Source organism: Pseudophaeobacter sp. TrK17 (assembly GCF_042192375.1).
Lineage (GTDB): Bacteria > Pseudomonadota > Alphaproteobacteria > Rhodobacterales > Rhodobacteraceae > Pseudophaeobacter.
Genome location: NZ_CP071700.1, coordinates 2,683,072 through 2,709,623, shown reverse-complemented (window position 1 = coordinate 2,709,623; position 26,552 = coordinate 2,683,072). Strand labels below are relative to the sequence as shown.

Genomic DNA, 26,552 nt, shown 5'->3' with positions numbered 1-26,552 from the left:
TTTGAGCCGTAAAGGTCTAAACAGTTTAACGCGGCCCCTGCAGGGCGGCGCTACCGGAGTGCATTTTGCCATGAATATTCCTACGCGTGATCTGTCCGAGGCTCCTGATCGTCAAGCTGCCGAGGCGGCTTTGGCGCTGCTGCGGCAGTGGGCCGAAACCGCAGACCCCACCGAGGTGGCCCTGCTGGATCCGGCTGTTGCACGCCTGTTGCCGGGGCGCGACCTGGGCAATTATCCCGAACTGTCCCGCAGTTATCCGGCAGATTTTGTCTCCGATGAGGCCTACCGCGCCACCCTGCCTGATCTGCAAAACGGGCCTGCCAGCCTCATCCGTGGCGCCAAGGAGCAGATTCAGCACGTCGGGATTTCGAATTTTCGCCTGCCGATCCGGTTCCATAGTCGTGATGGTGGCGATCAAACACTGGAAACCAGCATCACCGGTTCTGTCAGCCTGGAGGCCGATAAAAAGGGCATCAACATGTCCCGGATTATGCGGTCTTTTTACAAGCACGCAGAAAAAACCTTTAGTTTTGAGGTGATGGAGGCAGCGCTGAACGACTACCTCAAGGATCTGGACAGCATGGATGCGCGGCTGCAGATGCGGTTTTCCTTTCCGCTGCGGATCGAAAGCCTGCGCTCTGGCCTGTCTGGCTATCAGTATTACGACATCGCGCTGGAACTGGTGCAGTCTGAGGGCGTGCGCCACAAGGTGATGCATCTGGACTATGTCTACTCGTCGACCTGCCCGTGTTCGCTGGAGCTAAGTGAACATGCGCGCCAGGCGCGGGGGCAATTGGCTACGCCGCATTCGCAGCGCTCGGTGGCGCGGATTTCGGTCGCAACCGACCCTGACGGCGCCTGTCTGTGGTTTGAGGATTTGATTGAGCATTGCCGCGGTGCGGTGCCGACCGAAACCCAGGTAATGGTCAAGCGCGAGGATGAACAGGCCTTTGCCGAGCTGAACGCAGCCAATCCCATCTTTGTCGAGGATGCGGCGCGGCTGTTCTGCGAGGCCCTGCAGAAGGACGCCCGAATCAAGGATTTCCGCATCGTTGCCAGCCATCAGGAAAGCCTGCACAGCCATGATGCCATCAGCGTCCTGACCCAAGGCCCGCTTTTTGCCAACAAAAGCCTGGATCCCAAGCTTTTCTCCACCCTGATTCACCAGGGCTGACAAGCCCTGACAGGCCAAGCAGCAGAGCAACCTGGCGCAGCTGACACAAACCGTTGTTTGTCGAGCACGTCACGGGCGCTCTGCATAGGCTTTGGCTTGACAGTTTCCGTCAGGCGGGCCAACGCTCGCGCCTATGTTGGATTTTCGACCCATTGGATATGTGATCGGCCTGCTGGTTCTGATCCTGGGCGCCATGATGGTGTTCCCGTTCCTCGCTGACCTCATCGAGGGGCGTGGGGAATGGCCGGTGTTTCTTGAAAGCGGTGTTATCACCATGTTGTTCGGGGCGCTTTTGGCGCTCAGCTGCGGCAGTGGCAGCGGTGGTGGGACGGGTCGGGGGCTGAGCATCCAGCAGACGTTTTTGCTGACCACCTCTGTCTGGGGGGCGCTGCCACTTTTTGGCGCCTTGCCCTTGATGCTGGGGGCGACGGATCTCAGCTTTACGGATGCGTTTTTTGAGGCCATGTCAGGCCTGACCACCACCGGTTCGACCGTGATTTCGGGATTGGACGACCTGCCAAAGGGGCTGCTGCTGTGGCGCGGGATCCTGCAATGGTTGGGCGGGATCGGTATTATTGTTGTTGCGATGGTTTTTCTGCCTGAACTGCGCGTTGGTGGTATGCAGATCTTTAAATCCGAAGCCTTTGATACCTTTGGTAAAATCCTCCCGCGCGCGCAGGCTATCGCCAAACAGATCTCGCTTATCTACCTCGGGCTCACGATCGCTTGCATGGTGGTCTATCTGGCCTTGGGCATGGGTTTTTTTGATGCGCTTGTGCATGCGATGACCACCATGTCGACGGGGGGATTTTCCAATTATGATGCCTCTTTTGGCACCTTCTCGGGGTCCGCCGAATACGCGGCATCCATTTTTATGATCTTCGCGGCCATGCCATTTGTGCGCTACGTACAGCTGATCAATGGCAAGGCAACACCTTTGTTTCGCGATAGCCAGATACGTTCGTTTCTCGGAACGATTGTTGTTCTTGTTGTTGTCACGGCCAGTGTTCTGGTGACGATTTTCCCCCATCATCCCGAACAGGCTGTCCGCGAGGCTTTGTTTAACATCACCTCCATTATTTCCGGCACAGGCTATGCCAGTGTTGACTATATGGAATGGGGAAGCTTCCTCATTATGGTGTTCTTCTTTATCGGGTTGATTGGCGGCTGTGCGGGCTCTACCGCGTGTTCGATCAAGATCTTTCGCTACCAGCTGCTTTTTGCCTCGATCCGGGTGCAGATCCAGCGCATCCGCTCTCCGCATGGGGTCTTTGTGCCTCGGTTTGACGGCCGCCCAGTTGGGCAGGATGTTCTGAGCTCGGTAATTTCCTTTTTCATGTTCTTTATTGTGACCTTGGGCATCGTGGCCTGGGCACTGGCGCTCACGGGTTTGGATTTTGTTACCGCCATTTCAGGCGCTGCCACGGCGGTGGCCAATGTGGGGCCGGGCCTGGGGGAGACCATCGGACCTGCGGGGAATTTCTCCTCGCTCAATGATACAGCCAAGTGGATCCTGAGCTGCGCCATGTTGATTGGGCGGCTGGAGCTGATGGCGGTCTATGCCATTTTGACGCTGCGGTTCTGGCGCGCTTGACTCTGTTTTCATTGCTTTTTTGGCGGTGTAAGCCCCAAAAAATAAGGCGCGAACAGGGCTGGGCGCTTGTATCGCTACAATACGCAGCCTTGCCCTTGAAACCCTGACCCCCTATGAGGCTGTGATCGGAAACTGCGAGCGCACGGAGACTTTTACCCATGCCCGTTCTAGTAATGAAATTTGGCGGCACTTCGGTCGCCAACCTCGACCGGATCCGGCGCGCAGCCAAGCGCGTTGGTGTCGAAGTAGCCAAGGGCTATGATGTTATCGTCATTGTCTCTGCCATGTCCGGTAAAACCAATGAAATGGTCGGCTGGGTCAAGGAGACCTCGCCGATGTTTGATGCCCGTGAATATGATGCGGTGGTGTCTTCTGGTGAAAATGTCACCGCCGGGCTGATGGCGCTGACGCTGCAGGAAATGGATGTGCCGGCGCGCAGTTGGCAGGGCTGGCAGGTGCCGTTGAAAACCAACAGCGCCCATAGCCAGGCCCGGATCGAAGAGATCCCGCCGGAAAACATCAATGCCAAGTTTGGCGAAGGCATGCGGGTGGCTGTGGTTGCCGGCTTCCAGGGCATTAGCCCCGAAGGTCGCATCACCACCCTGGGTCGCGGCGGATCTGATACCACCGCTGTTGCTTTTGCTGCCGCTTTTGACGCCGAACGCTGTGATATCTACACAGATGTGGACGGGGTCTACACCACCGATCCGCGCATCTGTGGCAAGGCGCGTAAGCTCGACAGGATCGCCTTTGAAGAAATGCTGGAACTGGCCTCACTGGGGGCCAAGGTGCTGCAGACCCGCTCGGTTGAGCTGGCCATGCGGTATAAGGTGAAACTGCGCGTTCTCTCTAGTTTTGAAGAACAATCCGACGAGGCCGGCACACTGGTCTGCGACGAGGAGGAAATCATGGAATCCAATATTGTGGCCGGTGTGGCCTATTCCCGCGACGAAGCCAAGATGACCCTGATGTCGGTTGCTGACCGCCCAGGCATTGCTGCGATCATTTTTAACGCCCTGTCTGAAGCCGGGGTGAATGTCGACATGATCGTGCAGAATATTTCAGAAGACGGTCGCACGGATATGACCTTCTCCTGTCCTACCGATCAGGTGGCCCGTGCCGAAAAGGCACTGTTGGGTATCAAGGGAGAAGGCGGGTTGAACTACGCCGACCTGGTTGCCGATACCGAGGTCGCCAAGGTGTCGGTTGTGGGCATTGGCATGCGCTCGCAATCAGGTGTGGCCGCGAAAATGTTCAAGGTGCTCTCGGATGAGGGTATCAATATCAGGGTCATTACAACCTCAGAGATTAAGATTTCCGTGCTCGTTGATCGAAAATACATGGAACTTGCCGTGCAAGCACTGCATGATGCTTTTGAACTGGACAAGGCAGCCTGATACCTTTGGATTGCCTGCCACAAAAAAAAGAATATGTGAACAGGACCCATGGTCGAATCTACTGAATCTGAAAGCCGCAAGCTGCTTGGCCGCTTGCGTGAGGCCATGGCTGGGGAAGACCCTGGCCAGGCCCGTTTGGACAAGATTACCCATCTGATCGGGGACAGCATCGGGACCGAGGTTTGTTCGGTCTATCTGTTTCGCGATGATGAGACGCTGGAGCTTTGCGCAAGTGAAGGTTTGAACATCGAATCTGTTCACCAAACCCGGATGCGCATTGGCGAAGGTCTGGTGGGGCGGGTTGCCAAGTTTGGCAAGGTGATCAACACGCCTGATGCCCCCAACTCCAAGGGGTTTCGCTATATGCCGGAAACCGGCGAAGAGCGGTTTTCCTCCTTCTTAGGCGTACCAATTCAACGGCTTGGTGAAATGCTGGGCGTTTTGGTTGTGCAGTCCAAAGAGGCGCGCGAGTTCTCCGCCGATGCGGTCTATGCCTTAGAAGTGGTCGCTATGGTCATCGCTGAGATGACCGAACTTGGCGCCTTTGTTGGCGAAGAGTCCGGCCTGTCACCGCTGCACCAGCAGCCGGTTTTGTTGCCTGGAACGGCGGCGCAGGAAGGCGCGGCAGAGGGCCATGTCTGGCTGCATGAGCCGCGTGTGCTGGTGACCAACCCAATTGCCGATGACCCGGAAACAGAGCTGGAGCGTCTCAATGAGGCGGTTGAGCAGCTGCGCGTTGGTGTCGACAAGATGCTTGAGATCTCGCAAAACGGCGATAAAGAGCAGCTGCAAGTGCTTGAGGCCTACCGCATGTTTGCCAATTCAAAGGGCTGGATGCGGCGCATGGAAGAGGACATCTCCCGCGGGTTGAGTGCTGAGGCTGCGGTGGAGAAGGAGCAGTCGCAGGCGCGTGCACGGTTGTCGCAGGTGCAGGATGCGTACCTGCGCGAGCGGCTCAGTGATCTGGACGACCTGTCCAATCGTCTGCTGCGTATTCTGACTGGGCAGGGGGCCGAAACCGGCGCCGAGCTGCCGGATGATCCCATCTTGGTTGCGCGCAACATTGGCCCGGCGGAACTGCTGGAATATGGCCGGAATCTCAAAGGTATCGTGCTCGAAGAGGGCTCGGTGGGCTCGCATGCGGCCATCGTCGCGCGGGCTTTGGCGATTCCGCTGGTGGTGAATGCCAAACGCATCACCAATGAGGCCCTGAACGGCGACCACATCATGGTCGATGGCGAACAGGGCGTGGTGCATTTACGCCCTGATGACAGCGTCGTGAGCGCCTTTCGTGACAAGATTGCCATGCTGGCCCAGGCGCAGGAGCGCTATGTGTCGATCCGTGACAAGGCGGCCGTGACGCTGGATGGGCATAAAATTGACCTGGTGATGAATGCGGGTCTTATGGCCGATCTCCCCTCGCTGGAAAGCTCCGGTGCTGAGGGCGTTGGCCTGTTCCGTACCGAGCTGCAGTTCCTGGTGCGCAACCAGATGCCGCGCCGATCAGAATTGGTCGCGCTCTATAAACGGGTGCTGGATGCGGCGCAGGGCAAGCGCGTTGTCTTTCGAACTTTGGATATCGGCTCGGATAAAGTCCTGCCCTATATGAAGCCAAATGACGAACCTAACCCGGCTTTGGGCTGGCGTGCCATTCGGGTTGGTTTGGACAAGCCCGGCATTATGCGGATGCAATTGCAGGCGCTGATGCGAGCGGCCGAAGGTCGTCCGCTGACAGTGATGTTTCCCTTTGTGGCGCAGGCAGAAGAGTTTCGTGCAGCCCGAAATGAGGTGACCAAAACCCTTGAGCGGGAACGTATTCTGGGACATGTGCTGCCTGAAAGTTTGGAGATTGGGGCCATGCTCGAAACTCCCTCGCTGGCTTTTGCACCGCAAAAGTTCTTTGATGAGGTTGGATTTATCTCTATCGGCGGCAACGATCTGAAGCAGTTTTTCTTTGCCGCAGACCGTGAAAATGAGCGCGTTCGCAAGCGGTATGACAGTCTGAATGTGAGCTTTCTCACCTTTATTGAACAGATTGTGGAGCGTTGCTCTGTCTCAAAGACCCCGCTGAGTTTTTGTGGCGAGGACGCCGGGCGCCCCATTGAAGCCGTCTGTCTTGCAGCGATGGGGATGCGCACGCTTTCGATGCGGCCTGCTTCAATTGGACCTGTTAAGTCTTTGTTAATGCGTGTGAACCTTCAGGACTTGCGGCAGGTTATTTTGGAGTCTCGCCACCGTGGAGATCAGTCCGTACGCGGGGCTGTGATGCGTTACCTGCGTGAGACATGACGCCCTGATCTCTTCACATTAAGAGCGCCATCCGTTTTTTAGTATCGCTTGTCTGGGTCGATCATATCGCTGCTTTTCCACAGCATTTAAGGGAAGCACAGAGGGTGGCGCTAGGTCTGATGAGTTTCCGTCGACCTCTGGTTTGTTGGATTTTCTAAAATTCGCCGTTTCACATAGTCGTCAAAAATGAGCAAAAATTCGGCATATCATCCATAGAATTTACATTTATCAACTTTTGGTCTCTATCGGCGAGGTTTTAGTGCCCTGTGGCAATGACTGCAGGCCTGATGTTGGGAATTTGGCGTCCCGGAGGCGTGGCTGTTACGGGTTTTAGGGCGGACAGACTGTTAAGAATAACCTGCGTCGGTCGCTTTATTCCCTGGATGTTCACAGGGTTATCCACATCATAAATAGATCTTAAATATTTGTTAATATGCTGAAGTTTGGTTTCCCCCACACACATTCAAATTACCGGGATGTTGTTTGGTTTGATCGCTGGGTGTCTGCATATTTTGGCAGCAGATCGTAAAAAGCACCTGAATAAAACTTCAAGTATAAAACTTTAAGCTTGAAAGTTTTTCGAGCTGGCCTATCCTGATCTCATATTCTGGTTTCAGGGAAGAACGGTCATGAAAATTGCTTGTTTGGGAGGGGGGCCTGCGGGGCTCTATTTTGCAATCTCGCTAAAGCTGCGGCAACCTGAGGCCCAGGTTACTGTTTTTGAGCAAAACAAGGCGGACGATACCTTTGGTTGGGGGGTGGTTCTGTCTGATGACGCTCTGGATAACCTAAGCCGCAATGACCCCCAAACCGCGCAGGCGATCAAAGATAGTTTTGCCTATTGGGATGATATCGCAGTGGTGCAGGAGGGCGTGAGGACTGTCTCCCAAGGGCATGGTTTTGCGGGAATTGGCCGCAAAAAGATGCTTTTGATCCTGCAGGAGCGCGCACGGGAGCTTGGCGTTGACCTGCGCTTTGAAGCCCGGGCCGAACCTGCATCTGCCTATCAGCAAGACTATGATGTGGTGGTTGGCTGCGATGGTCTGAACTCGGCAGTGCGCAGCGAATTTGCCGATCACTTCAAACCCAATATCGATGTGCGACCCTGCAAGTTTATCTGGCTGGGCACCCATCAGAAGTTTGATGATGCTTTTACCTTTGTATTTGAAAAAACCAAACATGGCTGGGTTTGGATCCACGCCTATCAGTTCGACGATGAGACCGCGACGGTGATTGTCGAGTGCTCTGGCGAGACCTGGGAGCGCTGGGGATTTGAAGACATGTCCAAGGAGGAGATCATTCGTACCTGCGAAGAGATCTTTGCAGATCACCTTGACGGTCACGCCATGATGTCCAACGCGGATCACCTGCGGGGCTCGGCCGTGTGGATCAACTTCCCCAGGGTGCTCTGTGATAAATGGCACCATGAAAACGTGGTGCTTTTGGGGGATGCCTCGGCGACTGCGCATTTTTCAATCGGCTCTGGCTCACGACTGGCCTTTGACAGCGCCATTGCCCTGGCGGAGCTGATCACCAGCGAAGACAGTCTGGAGCGCGCTTTTGAGCGCTATCAGGAAGAGCGGCGTCTGGATGTGTTGCGGCTGCAATCAGCAGCGCGCAACTCATTAGAATGGTTTGAGGATGTCGAACGCTATCTGGGCATGGACCCGGTACAGTTCAATTATTCTTTGCTCACCCGTAGTCAGCGAATTTCCCATGAAAATCTGCGCCTGCGGGATCCTAAGTGGCTCAGATCGGCGGAGAAATGGTTCCAGGAAAATGCGGGCGCGCCAAGCGATGCGCCTGTTCGGGCACCGATGTTTGCGCCCTATCAGTTGCGGGATATGCGGTTGCAAAACCGTATCGTGGTGTCGCCGATGGCACAGTATAAGGCAGTGGACGGCTGCCCAACCGACTGGCATCTGATCCACTATGGGGAACGGGCCAAAGGTGGTGCAGGGCTGGTTTATACCGAAATGACCTGCGTCAGTCCCGAGGGACGGATCACGCCGGGCTGTCCGGGGCTTTATGCACCAGAGCATGAGGCGGCCTGGACGCGGCTGGTGGATTTTGTCCACCAGGAAACCGATGCAAAGATCTGTTGCCAAATCGGCCATTCGGGGCGCAAGGGTTCAACCCAGGTTGGTTGGGAAACCATGGATGCACCGCTGACGGATGGGAACTGGGATTTGGTCTCGGCCTCGGCATTACCCTGGTCGCCGGATAACGCCACCCCGCGTGAGATCAGTCTGGCGGAAATGGACCAGGTCAAGGCGGAGTTTGTGGCCGCAGCGCAAATGGCGGCGCGCTGTGGGTTTGATATGATCGAACTGCATGCGGCTCATGGCTATCTGATTTCTTCGTTCATTTCGCCAAAATCGAACATTCGGACGGATTCTTACGGTGGGTCTCTGGACAACCGGATGCGCTATCCGCTTGAGGTCTTTACGGCCATGCGGGCGGTCTGGCCAGCGGACAAGCCAATGTCGGTGCGGATCTCTGCAACCGATTGGTTGGGGCAGGACGGGGTGACGCCCGACGAGGCAGTGGAGATTGCCCGTGCTTTTGCAGAGGCGGGGGTTGATATCATTGATGTGTCGGCGGGACAGACGTCGATTGATGCCCAGCCGGTTTATGGCCGCATGTTCCAGACGCCCTTTTCTGACCGCATTCGCAACGAGGCAGGCCTCGCGACCATGGCGGTGGGCAACATCTACGAGGCGGATCACGCCAATTCGATCCTGATGGCCGGACGCGCCGATCTGGTTTGCGTTGGCCGCCCGCATCTGGCGGACCCGTACTGGACACTCCATGAGGCCAGCAAGATCGGTGACCGTTCTGGCCGTTGGCCCTTGCCCTATGAGGCGGGGCGCGATCAGGCCTGGCGGCTTGCGGATCGCGAAGCTGAGGTGATCCGGGCATGAGCGTTCACGGCAAACATGTTGTCATCACTGGCGGAGGGTCCGGTGTCGGTGCCGAGCTTGCCCGGCAGTTTGCGGCGCAGGGGGCCAAGGTGACAATCCTTGGCCGTCGTTTGGAGGCACTGCAGCAGGTTGCAACAGAAACAGGTGCTTTGCCGCTGGCTTGTGATGTGACCCTGCGGGAGAGCCTTGATCAGGCGATAGCGCAGGCCAGCGTTGAAAACGGTGCGGTGGCCATTGCTCTGGCCAATGCAGGGGCAGCGCCCTCCAAGGCATTTGAGCAAATGGCGGTGGAGGACTTCACCGATGCTTTGGGGGTCAATCTGCTGGGGGTCTTCAATCTTTGGCAGGCTTGCCTGCCGGGGATGAAGGCGGCAGGCTGGGGGCGTTTGATTGCCGTTGCCTCCACTGCCGGGCTCAAGGGATATCCATATGTGTCGGGCTATTGCGCGGCAAAACACGGTGTGCTGGGCCTGACCCGGTCGCTGGCCCTTGAGCTGGCAAAAACCGGGGTGACGGTGAATGCCCTGTGCCCGGGGTTTATCGAGACGCCGTTGTTGGAAACTTCGCTGGACCTTATTGTGGCAAAGACCGGCATGTCGCGAGAGCAGGCGGCTAAATCGCTGCGTCGCGGCAACCCACAGGATCGCTTTATCCAACCAGAAGAGGTGGCAGCGGCCGCGCTTTGGCTGGCAGGCGACGGGGCAGGGTCGGTGAATGGCACAGCATTGCCCATTTCTGGAGGTGAAATTTGAGCGAGACGGATATTTCAAAGGATCGGTTGCGGCTGTGGCTGCGGCTGCTCAAGGCAACACGCAGCGTGGAGAGCGCTTTGCGGGAGAACCTGCGGCAGGAATTTACCACAACGCTGCCGCGCTTTGACGTGATGGCGGCGCTGTCCCAGCACCAGCAGGGGCTCAAGATGAGCGAGCTGTCCATCGTGCTGAAGGTCTCCAATGGCAATGTCACGGGCATCGTGGAACGTCTGGTCGAGGATGGCCATGTGCTGCGCGAAAAAGTTCCCGGAGATCGCCGGGCCAGCCGGGTGCGGCTGACTTCAGCCGGTGACGCGGAGTTTGCCCGTCAGGCCAGTGCCCATGAGAGCTGGATTGATCAGATTTTTACCGGTGTCGCTCCTGAGGCGGCCCAGACTATGGCCGAGGCGCTGGATGCAGTGGCCCGGCGGTTGGACAACAAGGATAGCGCACCATGACCCAGGTCGATACCAAACATTTTCTCTGCAAGATCGAAGACGGTATTGCCACCGTTTCTTTGGACCGGCCTGAGCGCAAAAACCCGCTGACCTTTGACAGCTATGCAGAGCTGCGCGACTGGTTTCGCGATCTGCACTATAATGATGAGGTCAAGGCGGTGGTTTTTGCCTCTAATGGCGGCAATTTCAGCTCCGGTGGCGATGTACATGATATCATTGGCCCGTTGACCAAGATGAGCATGAAAGAGCTGCTCGCCTTTACCCGGATGACCGGAGATCTGGTCAAGGCGATCGTCAATTGCGGCAAGCCAGTTATTGCAGCGATTGACGGCATCTGTGTGGGCGCAGGGGCGATTATTGCCATGGCCTCGGATCTGCGGATTGCCACGCCAGAGGCCAAGACGGCCTTTTTGTTTACCCGCGTTGGACTGGCGGGCTGTGACATGGGCGCCTGTGCAATTCTGCCCCGGATCATCGGCCAGGGGCGCGCCGCAGAGCTGCTATATACGGGCCGCTCGATGAGCGCAGAAGAGGGAGCAGCCTGGGGGTTTCATAACAAGCTTGTTGCAGCCGCTGATCTGGACGCAGAGGCGCATTCACTGGCGGCGCGCATCGCGGCAGGGCCGAATTTTGGCAACATGATGACCAAGACAATGCTGGCGCAGGAATGGTCCATGTCGATTGAGCAGGCCATTGAGGCCGAGGCACAGGCCCAGGCGATCTGCATGCAGACCGCAGATTTTGAGCGCGCCTATCATGCCTTTGTAAACAAGGAAAAACCGGTTTTTGAGGGCGATTAATCCGCAAGCCGCAGCGCGTGGTGCGGCGGTTGGATGCCTCCGGCGGAGGTATTTTAGGTAAGATGAAGAGAAGGGGTGACAGATGGCAGACCGGACGTTTTTGAGCTGGCCGTTCTTTGAGGACCGGCACCGGGAGCTGGCGCATGAGTTGGACCTTTGGGCTGGACAGAATCTGGGTGACATTGATCACGCGGATGTGGACACGGCCTGTCGCAACCTGGTTGCTGGGTTAGGGGAGGCCGGATGGGCGCAGCACAGTGGTGCGATGGCGGGGGAGAGCTTGGATGTGCGCAGCCTCTGCCTGATCCGGGAAACCCTGGCGCGCCATGACGGGTTGGCTGATTTTGCCTTTGCGATGCAGGGGCTTGGCACCGGTGCGATTTCGCTGTTTGGCTCTGAGGCCCAGCAGGCGGAATGGTTGCCATTGACCCGCAGCGGTCAGGCGATTTCCGCCTTTGCCTTGACCGAGCCGCAGTCGGGATCGGATGTGGCCAATTCCACCATGACCGCGACACTGGATGGTGATGACTATCTGCTGAACGGGGAAAAGACCTGGATTTCCAATGGCGGCATTGCCGATGTTTACACGGTGTTTGCCCGCAGTGGTGAGGCGCCGGGGGCCAAGGGGCTTTCTGCCTTTATCGTGCCTGCAGGTCTGCCGGGGTTTGAGGTGGTGGAGCGACAGCAGGTGATTGCGCCGCACCCCCTGGCCACCCTGCGGTTTACCAACTGTCGCATCCCCAAGTCGGCCCTGTTGGGCCAGGCGGGGGGTGGTTTCAAAATTGCCATGTCGGTGTTGGATGTGTTCCGTTCGACGGTGGCGGCGGCGGCGCTTGGCTTTGCTCGGCGGGCGTTGGATGAGGCGCTGGAGCGGGTCTCAACCCGGCAGGTGCAAGGGGCGCCGCTGTTTGATTTGCAGATGGTGCAGGGACATATCGCCGATATGGCGCTGGACGTGGATGCAGCGGCGTTGCTGGTGTACCGTGCCGCCTGGGCCAAGGACAGCGGCGCGGCGCGTGTCACCCGCGAGGCCGCCATGGCCAAGCTGTTTTCCACGGATCAGGCGCAACAGGTCATCGACAAGGCGGTGCAGTTGCATGGCGGCGATGGTGTGCGCCATGGTCAGAAAGTCGAGGAGCTGTACCGCGATATCAGAGCTTTGCGCATCTATGAGGGCGCTTCGGATGTGCAACGTGTGGTGATTGCCCGGCAGACCCTTGGTGCCTATCTAGGAGGGGCGTAAAATGTTGGGAATTTCGGCACATAGCGATACATTCACACGCGATAACCTACCGCCAGAGGAACAATGGCCGGAGTTCATGCTGGCGGGATTTGACTATCCTGAGCGGCTGAATGTCGGGGTTGAGCTGACAGATGCCATGGTGGCCAAAGGATTTGGCGATCACATTGCGCTGATCGGCAATGGCAGGCGGCGCACCTATAAGGAACTGGCGGATTGGACCAATCGGCTGGCCCATGTGCTGAGCGAGGATCTGGGGGTAAAACCGGGAAATCGTGTGTTGATCCGCTCTGCCAACAACCCTGCCATGGTCGCCTGTTGGCTGGCTGCCACCAAGGTTGGTGCTGTGGTGGTCAATACCATGCCGATGCTGCGCGCCGGAGAGCTGGGGCAGATCGTCGACAAGGCCGAAATCACTCATGCGCTTTGTGATACCCGGCTAATGGATGAGCTGGTGACCTGTGCCAAAACCTCGGAGCATCTGAAATCGGTTGTTGGCTTTGATGGCACCTCTAACCATGACGCCGAGCTGGACCGTTTGGCGCTGGAAAAGCCGGTGAGCTATGAGGCGGTGCAGACCGGGCGCGATGATGTGGCGCTTTTGGGCTTTACCTCGGGAACCACCGGCTCTCCCAAGGCGACGATGCATTTTCACCGGGATCTGTTGATCATTGCCGATGGCTATGCCCGCGAAGTGTTGGATGTGCAGCCCGATGATGTCTTTGTGGGCTCTCCCCCTTTGGCCTTTACCTTTGGGCTGGGGGGCTTGGCGATTTTTCCGCTGCGGTTTGGCGCCGCTGCAACCTTGTTGGAGAATGCGTCCCCCCCCAATCTGATCGAGATCATCGAAAAATACCGCGCGACGGTTTGTTTTACCGCGCCGACGGCCTACCGGGTGATGTTGCAGGCGATGGAGGAGGGGGCGGATCTGTCTTCGCTGCGGGCGGCGGTTTCGGCGGGCGAGACCCTGCCTTCGCCAGTCTATGAGGCCTGGATCGCCCAGACCGGCAAACCGATGCTGGACGGGATTGGTGCCACCGAGATGCTGCATATCTTTATCACCAACCGTTTTTCCGACCACCGCCCCGCCTGTACGGGCAAGCCTGTGAACGGCTATCAGGTGCGCATCCTCAACAGTGACGGCACGGAGGCCCCGCGCGGAGAGATTGGCCGGCTGGCTGTCAAAGGCCCGACCGGCTGTCGCTATCTGTCGGATGATCGCCAGGCCGCCTATGTGCAGGATGGCTGGAATGTGACGGGGGACAGTTTCAGGATGGATGAGGCGGGCTATCTGCATTTTGCCGCCCGCAATGATGATATGATCGTCTCGGCTGGCTACAATATTGCGGGCCCGGAGGTGGAGGCCGCGCTGCTGTCCCATGAGGCGGTGGCGGAATGCGCGGTGATTGCGGCGCCAAACGAGGCGCGCGGCTCTATCGTCGAGGCCCATGTGGTCCTCTCCGCAGGGCATATGCCATCAGAAGCCCTGGTGAAGCTGTTGCAGGATCACGTGAAGGGCAGTATCGCGCCGTTCAAATATCCCCGCTCGGTGGTTTTTGCCAAGGAGTTGCCAAAGACCGAAACCGGCAAGATCCAGCGTTTTCGCTTGAAGGCCGCGCAGTAGGCAGAGGGGGCCGGAGGATCGCTACGCCGTGATGTGGCAAGATCCGGCCCCAATCCGTTGTCCACCTTATGTGGCCTTTGCGGCCAGTTTTTCGATCTGCGTAAGCCAGCGTTTTACAGTTGTGGGCTTTGGGTGGGATGCAGCTGCAAAAAAACTGCTTTTGACCGGTTTTAGACCGATAAACCCAAGAATCTGGCGCTCGGTTTGGCGCAGCATGGCGTTGCTGTAAAGCAGCCACATGAGAAACTTGGGGGTGTCTGCCGTGACAATGACGCGACCACTGCGCCCCTTTAGCATCGGGGCCGGCATGCCCATCTTGGTGTTGCGGGTGTCAAAGGCCTTGCCCGGCAATAAGGCGCGATCAAACAAGCCTTTCAGTTTTCCCGGCAATCCTCCCCACCACATAGGGGTGGTCATCACAAAGTGCTCGCACCATTCCAGGTTGTTGAAAAAGCTGTTTAAATCCGGCTCAAGTGGTTTGACCTCAGTATAGCCCGCATAGCCATGGTCGATATCAAAATCCAGATCATGCAGGTGCAGGATGCGTACTTCATGGCCATGTGCCTCTGCGGTGCGTGCATAGGAAAGGCTCATCGCTTTGTTGAGAGACGTCTCGGCGGGGTGGCCGTTCAAGATAAAGATTCGGGTCATTCGGGGCTCCAAACTGGCTAATAATTGACTGCGGTCATTTACTGGTGTAAAAATTGACTGCGGTCAATTAAAAAATGACTGCGGTCAATTTTGCGTAAGGTTTGGGTTTGAAATTTGACCATTCCAACCGAACGTGGCAGCAGGAGAGCATGGTGAGACAGATGCAAAAGAGAACTCTGGAGACGCGGGCCCGGCTTGTCGCTGTTGCAACGGCTTTGGTGGCGGAAAACGGCTATGGTGCCCTGCGCACAGAAGAGGTTGTTCAAGGCGCAGGTGTTGCCAAGGGCACGTTCTTTGCGCATTTCAAAGATAAGGACGCGTTGATGGACCTGTTGATCGGGACTGGCATCGATCAGCATCTGGATCAGCTGGCCAAGGCGCCTGCGCCCAGAACCGTTGAGGAGCTGGTTGCGTTGCAGCAACCGTTGCTGCGCTACATGACGCAGGAGCGCTATGTTTTTGATGTGATTTTGCGATTGTCCGGCGCCGCCGCCGTGGCAGAGATTGGCACAATCGCCACCACCTTTGGCCGATACCTGGAGCTCACAACCCGTTGGTTCGAAGAAGGGCAGTTCCGCCAGGATATTTCCGCCGAGTTACAGGCTGAGGGCATGCAGGGCTTTGTTACGCAGGCGATGGCGTTGTATTTCTGTGCTCTGCATGAGGATCAAAGCATGGAGGCCAGGCTGGTGGTCTATCTGCGGGCTTGGCTGTGCCCGCGCGGGGGCCAGACCGCGGTCTGACCCTTCCCAGCCCCCGTTACCGCTTGGTCGGTGCCTCGGGAAACAGCGTCGCCGCGTCGCCGTCTTGCCATTTGGGGTACTTATGCATGATCGCTTCAAACCTGCTGCTGCTGATAAAGCGGTCCAGCCAGGCCTGAAGGTGGGGCCAGGGCTGTTGATCGAACCAGGGCTTGTCGATGAATGCGAACTGTCGCACGAAGGGCAAAATGGCGTAATCCGCGAGGGAGGCCTCGGTAAAGATCCAACGGTCAATCGTCTGGTCAAGATCTGAGAGGAACCCGGCGGCTTTTTGGCGCTGTTCGGTTGCGTCCTCATCCGGGTAGCGGCTGGCATATTTGGTTCGGTCCAGGGCCTGTTTGAAGGGGCCATCGGCTTTGGCAATCCAGCCCCAGCCAGTCTCGGGCATTGCCAGCCACTGTTCTGGATCGTTGCGGCGCAGTGCCCAGATCATAATGTCGAGACTTTCATCAATCACCTGCTCAGCGGTCTGCAAACAGGGCACAGTGGCGCTGGGCGAGGTCGCCAGAAAAGCGGCAGGCTTGTCGCGCAGCACAATTTCGCGCAGTTCAACAGGCTGTGCAGCCGAGGCCAGGGCGAGGCGCGCCCGCATGGCGTAGGGGCATCTGCGAAAGGAATAGAGCGTGTGGGTCATGGGGTAGCTGCGTTTTCTGTTTCTGGTAAAGAGCAGGTCTTTGATCCTGTCTAAAAGGCCGCAGTTTTCTCGCCTTGTCGAGAGGCAGTTTTCTTGGGGCGGGGGAGAGTCCTCCGGGGCTTTCCTTCCAGGCGGTGCAGCGCTAAATATGACGGGATTTTCACCAAGGTATTAATAACAGGATCTGAGGTCACATGACGTCCTTTCCCAAAATCTGGTTTTTGCGTCACGGGCAAACCGAGTGGAACGCCGAGAAACGTATTCAGGGGCAGCTGGAATCGCAGCTGAGCCCCCTGGGGCGATCCCATGCGCGCCAGCAGGCGGAGCTGATGCGGCCCATACTGGCACAGGAGCCGACCTGCTACGTATCGCCATTGGGGCGGGCGCGGGAAACGGCGGAGATTGCCCTGGACGGGGCTGAGTGCATCATCGACCCGCGCCTGGCTGAGGCCCATGCCGGCGATTTGCAGGGCATGACCTTGCCAGAGGTGGAGGCGCAGCTCCCTGAAATCTGGGCGGCAAACCCCTCTCATCTGGATCTGTTCTGCGCCGCCCCCAATGGCGAAGGCTATGGCAACTTCCATGCCCGCATCCTGTCTTTCATGCAGGTATTGACCGAGCCGTCGGTTGTGGTTGCCCATGGATTGCTGGGCCAGGTGATGCGCGGAATTGTTCTGGGGCTGTCGCGCCAGGAGATGGCAAAACTGTCAAACCAGCAGGGCTGTATCTATGTTCTGGAGGAGGGGCGTGAACAGCTTTTGCAGTAATCTGACTTTTTTGCAAAAAATGCCTTTTCCCCTCTTGCGCCTGCCTCGGTCTTTGTCTAAATCCCCGCTTATCGGGTGATTAGCTCAGTTGGTAGAGCGCTTCGTTTACACCGAAGATGTCGGGAGTTCGAGCCTCTCATCACCCACCATCCAACCACATTCACATTCTGATTTCCTGCAGGGTTGCAGGTCATTTGTACCAGGTGTTCCGTGGTTCAATGAACCTAACTTGATGCCACCTGACCGGCGTACTTGCGTGAAATCTAGGAACTCTGCGGCATCTTGCAGGTGGTCCGGTGCAAATCTAGCGTAGGTTTGGTCGCTGATCGCCACGTTGGAATGTCCGAGGTAATGGGCGACCTATTCCAGCGGAACTCCATGTGAATCCATGGCCACAGAACTGGAAAGGCGGATCGTGTGGAGTGTTACGTTTTCCAGTCTGGCCCTTGCTGGTTACCGATGCGCGTGCGCGGTCCATAGGGGGCTGCATGACGGCTGGCTAGGTCAGAGACTACACTGGATCGAGGGCATTATTGAACAGTCTTGCGACCTAGGACTGGCCCCTGGGGCGGGGATATGACGCGGATGGGTTCCACGAAGGCCTATAGACAAGAAGATAACGCCCTGCAGTCCCGGTCGAAAGTCACGCGAAAATCCCGTCAAATACGACAAGCGCCGCTACAGAAAGCGCAACCGGATCGAAATCATGTTCGGACGTTCAAAGGACTGGCGACGCGTCGCCACACGCTATGACCGAAGCCCCATGGTCTTCCTGTCTGCCATCGCGCACGCCGTAACTGTGACCTTTTTCTAATGATTCCAGAGCCTCAGCTTGAAAAACGGCGCAAACACGGTCAGAACTATTTCTGTATTACACTAGTTGGGAAGTTCCAAATGAGGTTTTTGTTTTTCGTTCCAGATGTCGCCGTTGTACGCGGAGGAATATCCGTAATACTAGATACGATCAATGTCCTAAACGAAAACAACATTGAAGCAGTTGCGTTATATAGCCGACCCGATTTCGAATATCAGAGCTATATAAAGACAGCTCCCCGCATATGGTCGCCGGTTGTACGTGAACCCGACCTTAGAACTAATAAGAAAACTTTGCTCGACTACGCGTTGGGACGTAAAGTTAGGCCAGAAGGAAATGCCAAGCCATGCCCAAAATGGGATGCCAGACCGGATGACGTACTGATCGTTCCTGAATACGTTTCAGCTTGGATGCCTGACCGTGTTCCCCAGTACGTTAGAAAAGTACTATTCAATCAAAACCCATTCGCTCTCCTTAATTCCTCAACCAAAGACGGTTTCGACAAACGGAATTTTCACACATCTCTCTCCATTTCAGAGGCATGCTCAGCTGCAAATAGAATGGTCATGGGGGATGAAGGGTATTTCTTCCCTCTTTGTATTTCAAAAGAACTTTTTGGATATGTAGAGGATAAGTCCTTTCAGGTGGCTTACATGCCCAGAAAACGAGAAGACGATTCCTTGGCTCTGATAAAATGTTTGACGGTTAGCCCGGAAATGAAGGATATCTCATTTGTTCCCATCGATGGGTTGTCCAATACAGATGCAGCCAAAAAATTAGGGGAATCCCTGTTTTTCTTGTCCTTTTCAGAGCGCGAAGGGTTTGGACTTCCTGCCGCTGAAGCAATGGCCACTGGCTCTATCGTTATCGGGTACTCGGGTGTAGGTGGAGACGAGTATTTTAACGAAGACAATGGCTACAAGGTGCCCGAGGACAACCTAATGCGCTTCTACGAAGACGCAATTCGAATTATCGGGGGATATCAAGAAAATCGCAAAAATTTTGACACCATGAGGAGAAAGGTCTCCCGAAATATATTAGAAAAATACTCGGAAGATGAATTTAAAAGAGGCGTGCTGCAATCATTTTCGGCAATTTGCGACAACAAAGTCGCCACATCGTGACGACTCCTGCTGCGCTCCAGTTTACCAGCCCCAGGACCAAATTAGTTAAAATCCAAGAGCAAAAGCAACTCATCCCTTTGCACATAAATCGCCATAGCGCACAGGCATGTGGCGACAAGGCCGAAAACAAGATCATGGCCCCAATCCCAGACCCCATGCTTGCGTGCCAGCCGGACAACAAAAATATGTGACAAGAGCTGCGATAGCCACACGCCAGCTAGCGCGCCAACAAGGCCAAATGAGAAAAATCCTATTGAAAAAAGAGTTAGCTGAAGGATTGTTTTCATTAACTGAAGAAAGAACATTCCCTTAGAGTCGCCCGCTGCGAGTGCGGCGTAATCGTACGTCATACCTGTAAGGTAAGGGGTATTCATGCATGCGATTGCAACCAGAACACCTCCGGCAGCAGAGTATTGATCTGAATACAATATATCCACGACCCAGATGCCAGACCAGGCCAACACGCATTGGAGAGACAAAGTTACGAAAGTGAGGACAAAACGGGTCTTTCTAAGCCGCGTGTAATTTTCATGAGAAAAAAGTGGATTCCACTCGCGATGAATAGGAATCAAGATGCGCGACATCAAACTTGCAGCCATGGCCTGTGGCACGGAAGCTAGAAAAAATCCAATATTATAAATTCCGAGCTGAGACAAATCGATGTACTTTCCAAGTATGGCTTTATCTGACTGCACTAGTAAAAAACCACATACCGTACTGAGAAAAATCCACCGACCAAAAGTAACAATCTCAGTGGCAGTGCTTGATTCCCATCTAATTCTGTTCTTGTGGCCCGGCAGGAAAGCCACCATGAAGAAGAGTCTCACACCTGCACCAATAACCGTACCAATGACCAGCGCCCAAACAGATTGCAGTATTAATGCCAACGCCACATTGGCAACGAACGCAAGGAATTGCGCCGTTATATCTAAAGAAGTCACCACGCCAATTTTCAGATGCCTGTTTGCAGTCTCAACTCGAGTTGGAGTGAAACCAGCGACAAGTAAGGATATTCCAGCGACAGGTAACATCAAAGAAAGATGTTCTGAATCGTAAAACCTTGCTCCCAATGGGGCAATTACAAAGCATGCTCCCCAAAGCAACAGGCCGCGCAAAATTTGAATTGTCCAAGCGGTATCCAGAAATACCGGGTCATCGCCGCGAGGACTCTGCTGAATAGAGGGAGACAATCCCACATCTGAGATCATCATGAGGCCGACCAGGAACACGGTCACCAGCGCCATAAGACCAAAATCTTCTGGGAACAGGATCCTCGTCAATACGAGATTGGATGCGAAGCGGATAACTTGACCACCGCCATACCCTATTATCGACCAAGCCGAGCTGCGCAAAAAACGTGCCGACAGTGTTTGAGACTTTATTATTTCTTTAAACGGCATTGAATTAGGTTTCGAGTTACTTCCATTACCCTAGGGGTCCTTTTGACGTGATTTGACGGTGTGACATCGCAAGTTTGGCTACAATCGTGCTCTAGAGAGTACCCTTATCAGTGATTTCACTGCGCGGATCTGAGCTGACAAGGCTGGAGGTCAAAATTAGAAGATTCTCCTGCATGAATGCGCCGAGCATACGGCCTTGTTGCACAAATCAGTACCTGAGACATCTCCCGTTTCTCTGAAGGGACTTGTTCTGCGGCCTCAGTACTAAGTGTCACATCCCGGACGGTAGTATGGCAGTTTGTTGAACAGTTCTGGTTTGAGTTTGTGCCAGTGCTTCATCGCTTGCAAGGGCGTCTTGCTGCCCAAGGCTGATTGCGGAAGCTGTTGGTTGTAGAGCCAAACATAGCGGTGCAGCGTGGTCTCCAGTTCTTCGCCTGATCGGAAGTGGTGGCTTTGCAGCACGTCTTCGATGCGACCGTTGAAGCGCTCGACCATGCCGTTTGTTTGGGGCGATCTTTGCGGCGTCAGACGGTGTTCGATGTCCAGTTCGGCGCAGAGCTTGTCGAAATCATGTTTTCCGCTTTGTTCGCGCTTGCGCAGGCCAAAGAGACGGTCGGAGAACTCCTTTCCATTGTCTGTGAGTATGGTTCGGATGCGAAGTGGGCAAGCCCGCTCTAGATCACGCAAAAAGCGGCGCGCGTTGGCCGCTGTCTTGCTGCTGTAGATACGGATAAAAACCCAGCGTGTAGCCCGATCAATGGCAACAAACAGATACCGGCGGGAAGTTTGATCAGCCATCTGTGGCAGGTACTTCACGTCGATATGCAGATATCCCGGCTCGTATGCCTTGAAGGCGCTCTGCTTTGGGCGGGCGGCCTTTGGCTTAAGATCGCGCAGGTTGCCGACCCCATGCCGCCGCAGACACCGAGCCAGTCCAGAGCGCGAGACGTCCGGGTTCAGAAACTCCCGCACCACGGCCAGCAGGTCATCCAGCGACACTAGCAGCATCTTGCGCAGCGCAACCACAACGGCCTCCTGAGCAGGCGTCAACGTCGTTTGCAGCCGATGAGCGGTATGGCTACGGTCATGGACACTGTCGCGCTTGCGCCATTTCCAAACTGTCTGTTCGGTTGTGCCAAAACGCTCAGCCAGAACCCATGCAGGCTCGTCGCTCGCCTGGATGGCAGCCCGTATCTTAGGCGTTGTTGTCGCTTGGTTATGAAGATGGATCAGCATTAAGCGCCCTCCCGAATGTCACCGAAAACCGATCTTGCCATGAAAAATGCGGACCGGCGAGGATCTATGTGATCGTCCGGGATGGAACAGCTATTCAACGCGGCTACTGGGGCGAGTTTTTCAACGGAATAGGCTAGGAGCAGCCATCTGAATTCTATACCGAAGTGCCCATAAGTTCCGTGAACCGCGCTGAACCGATATATCTTGCGTGGGTGGTGGAAAACTCATTGATGAAAAGCGCTTCTATTGCCTGAAATCAATGGCTTGAGCGAGAGGCGTGTTGATTACACCGAAGATGTCGGGAGTGGGAGCCTCTCATCACCCACCATACCTCTCCCCCAAAAAAAGGTAGGTATAATGTCTCCCCCTTCGGGTCAGTGTCTTGCGGTACTTGGCGGGGCCGTATGATACAGCTATCCAAGCGAGCAGTGAGTCGCTGTTGCGGCACACGGTCAACGTTAAGCATTGCATCGTGGGGGGCTTTGGCCCTTCCTTTTTTGTTTCTCCGTGGGCGCCCCTGCACATCCTTAGCCGCTTTGCTGCTGCAGGCAGGCCGTGAAGTGCGCGCGATGCTGGCAGGACAGGGCTGCCACAGGTGGGCGCCGGATTTGGTGGATGCCTTTTCGGCCGGGGCGCACTATTTGAAATGATGAAAATCAAATAGTTACATTGTTTTTGCCATTTTTTTCGACCAAAGCAGCGAAAATACCAAAACACCGCTTGACGATCCCCGAGCGCTGGGAATATTACAGCCCAACATTCAGCAGCGATGCTGGATGGGCAGCACGCGGTTGTAGCTCAGCTGGTTAGAGTACCGGCCTGTCACGCCGGGGGTCGCGGGTTCGAGCCCCGTCAACCGCGCCACTGCTGCCTGTCTGATTTGGACCTACCAAATCCCGCTCCGGATGGGGCCGCCTCGGATGAGGGTGGTGGTCAAGACCACTATGAAGAAAATGCGCGGTTGTAGCTCAGCTGGTTAGAGTACCGGCCTGTCACGCCGGGGGTCGCGGGTTCGAGCCCCGTCAACCGCGCCACTTCTTCACTTTGCCCCTCTTGGGGTGCCTGAAAAGGTATAGATGCGCGGTTGTAGCTCAGCTGGTTAGAGTACCGGCCTGTCACGCCGGGGGTCGCGGGTTCGAGCCCCGTCAACCGCGCCACTTTTCTCATTCATCACGTGTTGAACTTATGAATGTCTAGATCGGCCACTCCTGTTGCGTGAGCGTGATCTGGTCTGACCAAGGATGCGCGCCTGCGAAACGGCAAACAGCCCCCGAAGGGGCTGCAGTATGGCGATCTATTGATGTAGGGGGCGGCAAATTCCCGCGCCTCTTAGGGGGTGGGAGGAGTTGGCTCTGCCTCAGTGTCATGGCGCCAGGCGGTTAGATCGGAATTGACCCATTTGGTCAGTCGCTCCATATCCAGTTTCTGTTCGCTTTCCAGGTGGCGCAGCAATACGCGCACTCCATGTTGATAGCCCGCACGGTAGCTTTCTTCTGGATCGCTCTGGATGCCTTCAAAGCCGGCGGGACGTTTGTATTTGCTATGTGGCATTACCTGTTTCTCCATTCGCATCGATCTGTGCTGTTCAGCGCAGTCTCGCAAGAACTGGCTAAACTTGTCTTAAGCAGGTTGATCTGGCGGGAGAGGGAGAGCGTATATCGCGCGTGAATTTGGTTTCTGCGAGGGCAAGCTGACAAATTCGTGTCGGATCACCTGTTTGCAGGGGCCGGTTTAGACACCAGCCCCTGCGCGTCTTTGATTACTTGGTCAAGGCGTCCAGGATGCGGGCCCAGGAACGGGTGCCTTTGTGGAAGCTCTTGAGGTCGTATTTTTCATTTGGGGAATGGATGGCGTCATCTTCATTGGCGTATCCCACCAGCATTGATTCCATACCCAGAATGGATTTGAAAAATCCGGCAATCGGGATGGATCCACCCATGCCGCAGAACACGGCTTCGCGGTTCCATTCGTCGCTGAGCGCACCACGCGCGGCTTCAAATTCAGGACGGGTGATATCCATCACCGAGGCACGCGAGCCTTCCATGTCATTGTCCCAGATGACCTTGCAATCGGGTTTCAGTTGGGCCTCGACGTGTTTGCGCAGCTTGGTGCGCAGGGCATCCGGGTCCATGTCCCCCACCAGACGGCAGGTGATCTTGCAATGGGCCTCGGAGGGGATCACGGTTTTGGAGCCGGCGCCATTGTAGCCGCCCCAGATGCCGTTGATTTCCAGTGTGGGGCGCGCCCATTGCTGCTCAAGGATGGAATAGTCCTTTTCGCCATGGGCCTGGGTGTAGCCCGCATTGTCGAGGTAGTCTTTGGCCTCAAACCCCGATGCTTCCCATTGGCGCAGCAGTTCGGCGGGAACCTTTTCGACACCTTCATAAAAGCCATCAACCGCAACGGCGCCGGTTTCCTCGTTGTAGAACGACGCAATGATACGCGACATTTCCCGCAGCGGGTTGAGGCCGGGACCGCCGTAATGGCCGGAATGCAGATCAATCCGTGGGCCGACCAGAGTGAATTCATCCTTCAGCATACCGCGCAGCTGCGACGAAATTGATGGCACCCCGCGTGACACCATCGAGGTGTCGCAGATCAGCGCCAGGTCCGCTTTCAGCTCTGCCGCGTGCTCTTGCATGAAGGGGATCAGCGAAGGAGAGCCGCTCTCTTCCTCGCCTTCAAAGAAGAAGGTGATGCGGCAGGGCAGGGTGCCATGAATGGCTTTCCAGGCACGGCAAGCTTCGACAAAGGTCATCAGCTGGCCTTTGTCATCCGAAGCGCCGCGGCCCCGGATCACCGTGCCGTTTTCGGTCTCTTCCAGCTGGGGCTCAAAGGGTGCTGTTTTCCACAGGTTCAGCGGGTCAACGGGCTGCACATCATAGTGGCCGTAAAACAGCACATGTGGGGCATCTGTATTGTCCTCACCGATGTGGCCCACCACCATGGGGTGACCGGGGGTGGGGCGTTTTTCGGCTTTGATGCCAATGCTGTTCAGGTCCGAAACCAGCCAGTCGGCTGCCTTGTCACATTCTGCCTTATAGGCGGGGTCAGTGGAAATGGACTGGATTCGCAAAAGCTCCAGCAGCCGCTGGGTCGCGGCGTCCAGGTCTGTATCAATTCGGTCAAGCACGTCGTTGAGCGACATTCGGGTCTCCGGCAAATAGGGTGTCAAAGTTTCGATTGATCGGACCCTAGCAGCCTCCCAGGCGGGGGGCCAGATCTGCGCGGGGGATAAACGGGAGCGGATTCTGTCAGAAAGGGGGCGGCGCTATTTTCAGCCATCGCCGACCTGATAAGGGGGCGCGAATCCCCTAGTTTTGCCCTGGATTGCGCCAAATTCTAGGGCTGCTATCCCGCGGAAATGCCCCGGATCATTGGGCGCAGCAGCGGGGATTGGGTTTCCAATAGGCAGCAAGCCTACCATTTGTCGCAGCCCATGTGGCGCAAATGGCGGTAAAGGGGGCGCGGGGCTTCTTGTCGATCTTTGGTTATAGGTCTATTTGACCTGTATCAAAGTAGTGCAGGGCTGCGGTGCGTATCCGGTTGATATAAGAGTGCGCATTTGTTACTCATTCACGAATGCGAATGGGTCAGCGACCTGCAAACTGCGTGACATATACACAGCCCGCGCTGCTTAACGATCGGCGCCTTAGATAGCTATGGAGAAGCCGGTGGACTATTCCGCGAAACTTGATGCCGCCATTGATCGTCTGCACGAAGAGGGACGCTACCGCACCTTTATCGACATTGAACGTAAGAATGGCCAGTTTCCCCATGCGGTCTGGACGCGCCCTGACGGCGGCAGCCAGGATATCACGGTTTGGTGCGGCAACGACTATCTCGGAATGGGGCAGAACCCGGTTGTGTTGCAGGCCATGCATGAGGCCATCGATGCCACCGGCGCGGGTTCTGGCGGCACCCGCAATATTTCCGGCACCACGGTTTATCATAAACGTCTGGAGGCCGAACTGGCGGATCTGCACGACAAAGAGGCGGCGCTGCTGTTCACCTCTGCCTATATCGCCAATGATGCGACGCTTTCGACGCTGCCAAAATTGTTTCCGGGCCTGATCATTTATTCTGACGCGTTGAACCATGCCTCGATGATCGAAGGGGTGCGCCGGAATGGCGGCGACAAGCGGGTGTTCCGCCACAATGACGTTGCGCATCTGCGGGAACTGCTGGAAGCGGACGATCCTGCTGCGCCCAAACTGATCGCCTTTGAATCTGTGTATTCGATGGATGGTGATTTTGGCCCAATTGAAGAAATCTGCGATCTGGCGGATGAATTTGGCGCCCTGACCTATATCGACGAGGTCCATGCCGTGGGTTTGTACGGCCCTCGTGGTGGTGGCGTTGCCGAACGGGACAATCTGGCCCATCGCATCGACATTATTAACGGAACTCTGGCCAAGGCCTTTGGCGTCATGGGCGGATATATTGCGGCCTCAGCAAAAATGTGCGACGCGATTCGCTCCTATGCGCCGGGCTTTATCTTCACCACATCCTTGTCCCCTGCGGTTGCAGCTGGGGCGGCGGCCTCTGTGGCCTATCTGAAAGAGCACCCAGAACTGCGTGAGAAACACCAGGAACTGGCCAAGGCTCTGAAACTGCGCCTGAAAGGTCTGGGACTGCCAATTATTGATCACGGCAGCCATATCGTTCCGGTAATTGTCGGCGATCCTGTTCACACCAAAAAGCTCAGCGATATGCTGCTCTCCGAGTTCGGCCTTTACGTGCAGCCGATCAATTTCCCCACCGTGCCACGCGGTACCGAACGGCTGCGGTTTACGCCGTCACCCGTCCATGGCCCCTCCGAAGTCGACCACCTGGTACAGGCGATGGACAGTCTTTGGTCGCATTGTGCGCTAAATCGTGCCGAATTGGCGGGCTAGAGCACAGATTTGTGT

Annotated in this window: 20 protein-coding genes, 4 tRNA genes and 1 pseudogene; 19 read left to right on the top strand and 6 right to left on the bottom strand. The window is 56.1% G+C overall.

The features are described 5' to 3' along the window. Window positions 1-70: 70 nt before the first annotated feature. The 10 genes from folE2 to JZI28_RS12730 all read left to right on the top strand — a co-directional run bounded on the left by folE2 (window position 71) and on the right by JZI28_RS12730 (window position 14,252). Window positions 71-1,174, top strand: coding sequence for a GTP cyclohydrolase FolE2 (gene folE2, locus JZI28_RS12775; protein WP_375697836.1), 1,104 nt, complete (start codon window positions 71-73; stop codon window positions 1,172-1,174). Window positions 1,175-1,307: 133 nt separating this feature from the next. Next, window positions 1,308-2,768 carry a TrkH family potassium uptake protein gene (locus JZI28_RS12770; RefSeq protein WP_375697835.1) on the top strand — a complete coding sequence of 487 codons (1,461 nt, stop codon included), beginning with the start codon at window positions 1,308-1,310 and terminating at the stop codon, window positions 2,766-2,768. A 158-nt stretch (window positions 2,769-2,926) separates the two neighbouring features. After that, complete coding sequence (locus JZI28_RS12765; RefSeq protein WP_295450053.1) at window positions 2,927-4,165, top strand: aspartate kinase; 1,239 nt, start codon at window positions 2,927-2,929, stop codon at window positions 4,163-4,165. Window positions 4,166-4,213: 48 nt separating this feature from the next. Further along, window positions 4,214-6,454, top strand: coding sequence for a phosphoenolpyruvate--protein phosphotransferase (gene ptsP / locus JZI28_RS12760; protein WP_375697834.1), 2,241 nt, complete (start codon window positions 4,214-4,216; stop codon window positions 6,452-6,454). A gap of 629 nt (window positions 6,455-7,083) precedes the next feature. Next, window positions 7,084-9,378, top strand: coding sequence for a bifunctional salicylyl-CoA 5-hydroxylase/oxidoreductase (locus tag JZI28_RS12755; RefSeq protein ID WP_375697833.1), 2,295 nt, complete (start codon window positions 7,084-7,086; stop codon window positions 9,376-9,378). Then, window positions 9,375-10,130 (top strand): SDR family NAD(P)-dependent oxidoreductase, encoded by a 756-nt coding sequence (locus JZI28_RS12750; protein ID WP_375697832.1) that lies wholly within the window; start codon window positions 9,375-9,377, stop codon window positions 10,128-10,130. The genes JZI28_RS12755 and JZI28_RS12750 overlap by 4 nt, the downstream gene beginning before the upstream one ends. Further along, window positions 10,127-10,588: a MarR family winged helix-turn-helix transcriptional regulator gene (locus tag JZI28_RS12745; RefSeq protein ID WP_375697831.1), complete on the top strand. Its 462-nt coding sequence runs from the start codon at window positions 10,127-10,129 to the stop codon at window positions 10,586-10,588. Before JZI28_RS12750 ends, JZI28_RS12745 begins: the two co-directional genes overlap by 4 nt. After that, a complete protein-coding gene (locus JZI28_RS12740; protein WP_375697830.1) occupies window positions 10,585-11,388 on the top strand; it encodes an enoyl-CoA hydratase family protein in 804 nt (267 codons plus the stop codon). The genes JZI28_RS12745 and JZI28_RS12740 overlap by 4 nt, the downstream gene beginning before the upstream one ends. A gap of 82 nt (window positions 11,389-11,470) precedes the next feature. Next, the gene (locus tag JZI28_RS12735; protein ID WP_375697829.1) at window positions 11,471-12,631 is read left to right on the top strand and encodes an acyl-CoA dehydrogenase family protein; all 1,161 of its coding nucleotides are present in this window, start codon (window positions 11,471-11,473) and stop codon (window positions 12,629-12,631) included. Window position 12,632: 1 nt separating this feature from the next. Then, window positions 12,633-14,252 (top strand): AMP-binding protein, encoded by a 1,620-nt coding sequence (locus JZI28_RS12730; RefSeq protein ID WP_375697828.1) that lies wholly within the window; start codon window positions 12,633-12,635, stop codon window positions 14,250-14,252. Between the two features lie 66 nt (window positions 14,253-14,318). On the opposite strand, the gene JZI28_RS12725 is transcribed toward JZI28_RS12730, so the two are convergent. After that, window positions 14,319-14,903: an NAD(P)H-dependent oxidoreductase gene (locus JZI28_RS12725; protein ID WP_375697827.1), complete on the bottom strand. Its 585-nt coding sequence runs from the start codon at window positions 14,901-14,903 to the stop codon at window positions 14,319-14,321. A gap of 161 nt (window positions 14,904-15,064) precedes the next feature. On the opposite strand from JZI28_RS12725, the gene JZI28_RS12720 reads away from it, so the two are divergent. Next, window positions 15,065-15,646 (top strand): TetR/AcrR family transcriptional regulator, encoded by a 582-nt coding sequence (locus tag JZI28_RS12720; RefSeq protein ID WP_297340702.1) that lies wholly within the window; start codon window positions 15,065-15,067, stop codon window positions 15,644-15,646. Between the two features lie 16 nt (window positions 15,647-15,662). Here the strand turns inward: JZI28_RS12720 and JZI28_RS12715 are convergent, their stop codons facing one another. After that, window positions 15,663-16,298 (bottom strand): glutathione S-transferase, encoded by a 636-nt coding sequence (locus tag JZI28_RS12715; RefSeq protein ID WP_375697826.1) that lies wholly within the window; start codon window positions 16,296-16,298, stop codon window positions 15,663-15,665. A 194-nt stretch (window positions 16,299-16,492) separates the two neighbouring features. Here JZI28_RS12715 and JZI28_RS12710 point away from each other — a divergent pair, with 194 nt between their 5' ends. From JZI28_RS12710 to JZI28_RS12695, 4 genes and pseudogenes are all read left to right on the top strand, one after another. Further along, complete coding sequence (locus JZI28_RS12710) at window positions 16,493-17,065, top strand: histidine phosphatase family protein (protein WP_348156168.1); 573 nt, start codon at window positions 16,493-16,495, stop codon at window positions 17,063-17,065. Window positions 17,066-17,138: 73 nt separating this feature from the next. Further along, a tRNA-Val gene (locus JZI28_RS12705) sits at window positions 17,139-17,214 on the top strand. 303 nt (window positions 17,215-17,517) lie between these two features. Then, window positions 17,518-17,879, top strand: a pseudogene (locus tag JZI28_RS12700) (transposase); the annotation flags it as partial. A gap of 80 nt (window positions 17,880-17,959) precedes the next feature. Further along, window positions 17,960-19,003 carry a glycosyltransferase gene (locus JZI28_RS12695; protein ID WP_375697825.1) on the top strand — a complete coding sequence of 348 codons (1,044 nt, stop codon included), beginning with the start codon at window positions 17,960-17,962 and terminating at the stop codon, window positions 19,001-19,003. Between the two features lie 41 nt (window positions 19,004-19,044). Here JZI28_RS12695 and JZI28_RS12690 read toward each other — a convergent pair whose 3' ends face one another. Continuing rightward, on the bottom strand, window positions 19,045-20,403 hold the full coding sequence (locus tag JZI28_RS12690) for an oligosaccharide flippase family protein (protein ID WP_375697824.1): 1,359 nt from the start codon (window positions 20,401-20,403) through the stop codon (window positions 19,045-19,047). Between the two features lie 264 nt (window positions 20,404-20,667). Then, a complete protein-coding gene (locus tag JZI28_RS12685) occupies window positions 20,668-21,639 on the bottom strand; it encodes an IS481 family transposase (RefSeq protein ID WP_375697815.1) in 972 nt (323 codons plus the stop codon). 787 nt (window positions 21,640-22,426) lie between these two features. Between JZI28_RS12685 and JZI28_RS12680 the strand changes: the two genes are divergently transcribed. The 3 genes from JZI28_RS12680 to JZI28_RS12670 all read left to right on the top strand — a co-directional run bounded on the left by JZI28_RS12680 (window position 22,427) and on the right by JZI28_RS12670 (window position 22,796). Further along, a tRNA-Asp gene (locus JZI28_RS12680) sits at window positions 22,427-22,503 on the top strand. Between the two features lie 93 nt (window positions 22,504-22,596). Then, window positions 22,597-22,673 (top strand) — tRNA-Asp (locus JZI28_RS12675). A gap of 46 nt (window positions 22,674-22,719) precedes the next feature. Then, a tRNA-Asp gene (locus JZI28_RS12670) sits at window positions 22,720-22,796 on the top strand. A 172-nt stretch (window positions 22,797-22,968) separates the two neighbouring features. Here the strand turns inward: JZI28_RS12670 and JZI28_RS12665 are convergent. Further along, window positions 22,969-23,190 (bottom strand): hypothetical protein, encoded by a 222-nt coding sequence (locus JZI28_RS12665; RefSeq protein ID WP_295450023.1) that lies wholly within the window; start codon window positions 23,188-23,190, stop codon window positions 22,969-22,971. A 208-nt stretch (window positions 23,191-23,398) separates the two neighbouring features. Continuing rightward, entirely contained in the window at window positions 23,399-24,787 is a 1,389-nt protein-coding gene (locus JZI28_RS12660; RefSeq protein ID WP_375697823.1) for a M20/M25/M40 family metallo-hydrolase, read from the bottom strand. A gap of 526 nt (window positions 24,788-25,313) precedes the next feature. Here JZI28_RS12660 and hemA point away from each other — a divergent pair. Then, window positions 25,314-26,537: a 5-aminolevulinate synthase gene (gene hemA, locus JZI28_RS12655; RefSeq protein ID WP_375697822.1), complete on the top strand. Its 1,224-nt coding sequence runs from the start codon at window positions 25,314-25,316 to the stop codon at window positions 26,535-26,537. The last annotated feature ends 15 nt before the right edge of the window (window positions 26,538-26,552 follow it).

Bases quoted from the DNA above. Each gene is read 5' to 3' on its own strand.
- folE2 (WP_375697836.1), top strand. From the start codon at position 71: ATGAATATTCCTACGCGTGATCTGTCCGAGGCTCCTGATCGTCAAGCT.
- JZI28_RS12770 (WP_375697835.1), top strand. From the start codon at position 1,308: ATGTTGGATTTTCGACCCATTGGATATGTGATCGGCCTGCTGGTTCTG.
- JZI28_RS12765 (WP_295450053.1), top strand. From the start codon at position 2,927: ATGCCCGTTCTAGTAATGAAATTTGGCGGCACTTCGGTCGCCAACCTC.
- ptsP (WP_375697834.1), top strand. From the start codon at position 4,214: ATGGTCGAATCTACTGAATCTGAAAGCCGCAAGCTGCTTGGCCGCTTG.
- JZI28_RS12755 (WP_375697833.1), top strand. From the start codon at position 7,084: ATGAAAATTGCTTGTTTGGGAGGGGGGCCTGCGGGGCTCTATTTTGCA.
- JZI28_RS12750 (WP_375697832.1), top strand. From the start codon at position 9,375: ATGAGCGTTCACGGCAAACATGTTGTCATCACTGGCGGAGGGTCCGGT.
- JZI28_RS12740 (WP_375697830.1), top strand. From the start codon at position 10,585: ATGACCCAGGTCGATACCAAACATTTTCTCTGCAAGATCGAAGACGGT.
- JZI28_RS12735 (WP_375697829.1), top strand. From the start codon at position 11,471: ATGGCAGACCGGACGTTTTTGAGCTGGCCGTTCTTTGAGGACCGGCAC.
- JZI28_RS12730 (WP_375697828.1), top strand. From the start codon at position 12,633: ATGTTGGGAATTTCGGCACATAGCGATACATTCACACGCGATAACCTA.
- JZI28_RS12725 (WP_375697827.1), bottom strand. From the start codon at position 14,903: ATGACCCGAATCTTTATCTTGAACGGCCACCCCGCCGAGACGTCTCTC.
- JZI28_RS12720 (WP_297340702.1), top strand. From the start codon at position 15,065: ATGCAAAAGAGAACTCTGGAGACGCGGGCCCGGCTTGTCGCTGTTGCA.
- JZI28_RS12715 (WP_375697826.1), bottom strand. From the start codon at position 16,298: ATGACCCACACGCTCTATTCCTTTCGCAGATGCCCCTACGCCATGCGG.
- JZI28_RS12710 (WP_348156168.1), top strand. From the start codon at position 16,493: ATGACGTCCTTTCCCAAAATCTGGTTTTTGCGTCACGGGCAAACCGAG.
- JZI28_RS12695 (WP_375697825.1), top strand. From the start codon at position 17,960: ATGAGGTTTTTGTTTTTCGTTCCAGATGTCGCCGTTGTACGCGGAGGA.
- JZI28_RS12690 (WP_375697824.1), bottom strand. From the start codon at position 20,403: ATGCCGTTTAAAGAAATAATAAAGTCTCAAACACTGTCGGCACGTTTT.
- JZI28_RS12685 (WP_375697815.1), bottom strand. From the start codon at position 21,639: ATGCTGATCCATCTTCATAACCAAGCGACAACAACGCCTAAGATACGG.
- JZI28_RS12665 (WP_295450023.1), bottom strand. From the start codon at position 23,190: ATGCCACATAGCAAATACAAACGTCCCGCCGGCTTTGAAGGCATCCAG.
- JZI28_RS12660 (WP_375697823.1), bottom strand. From the start codon at position 24,787: ATGTCGCTCAACGACGTGCTTGACCGAATTGATACAGACCTGGACGCC.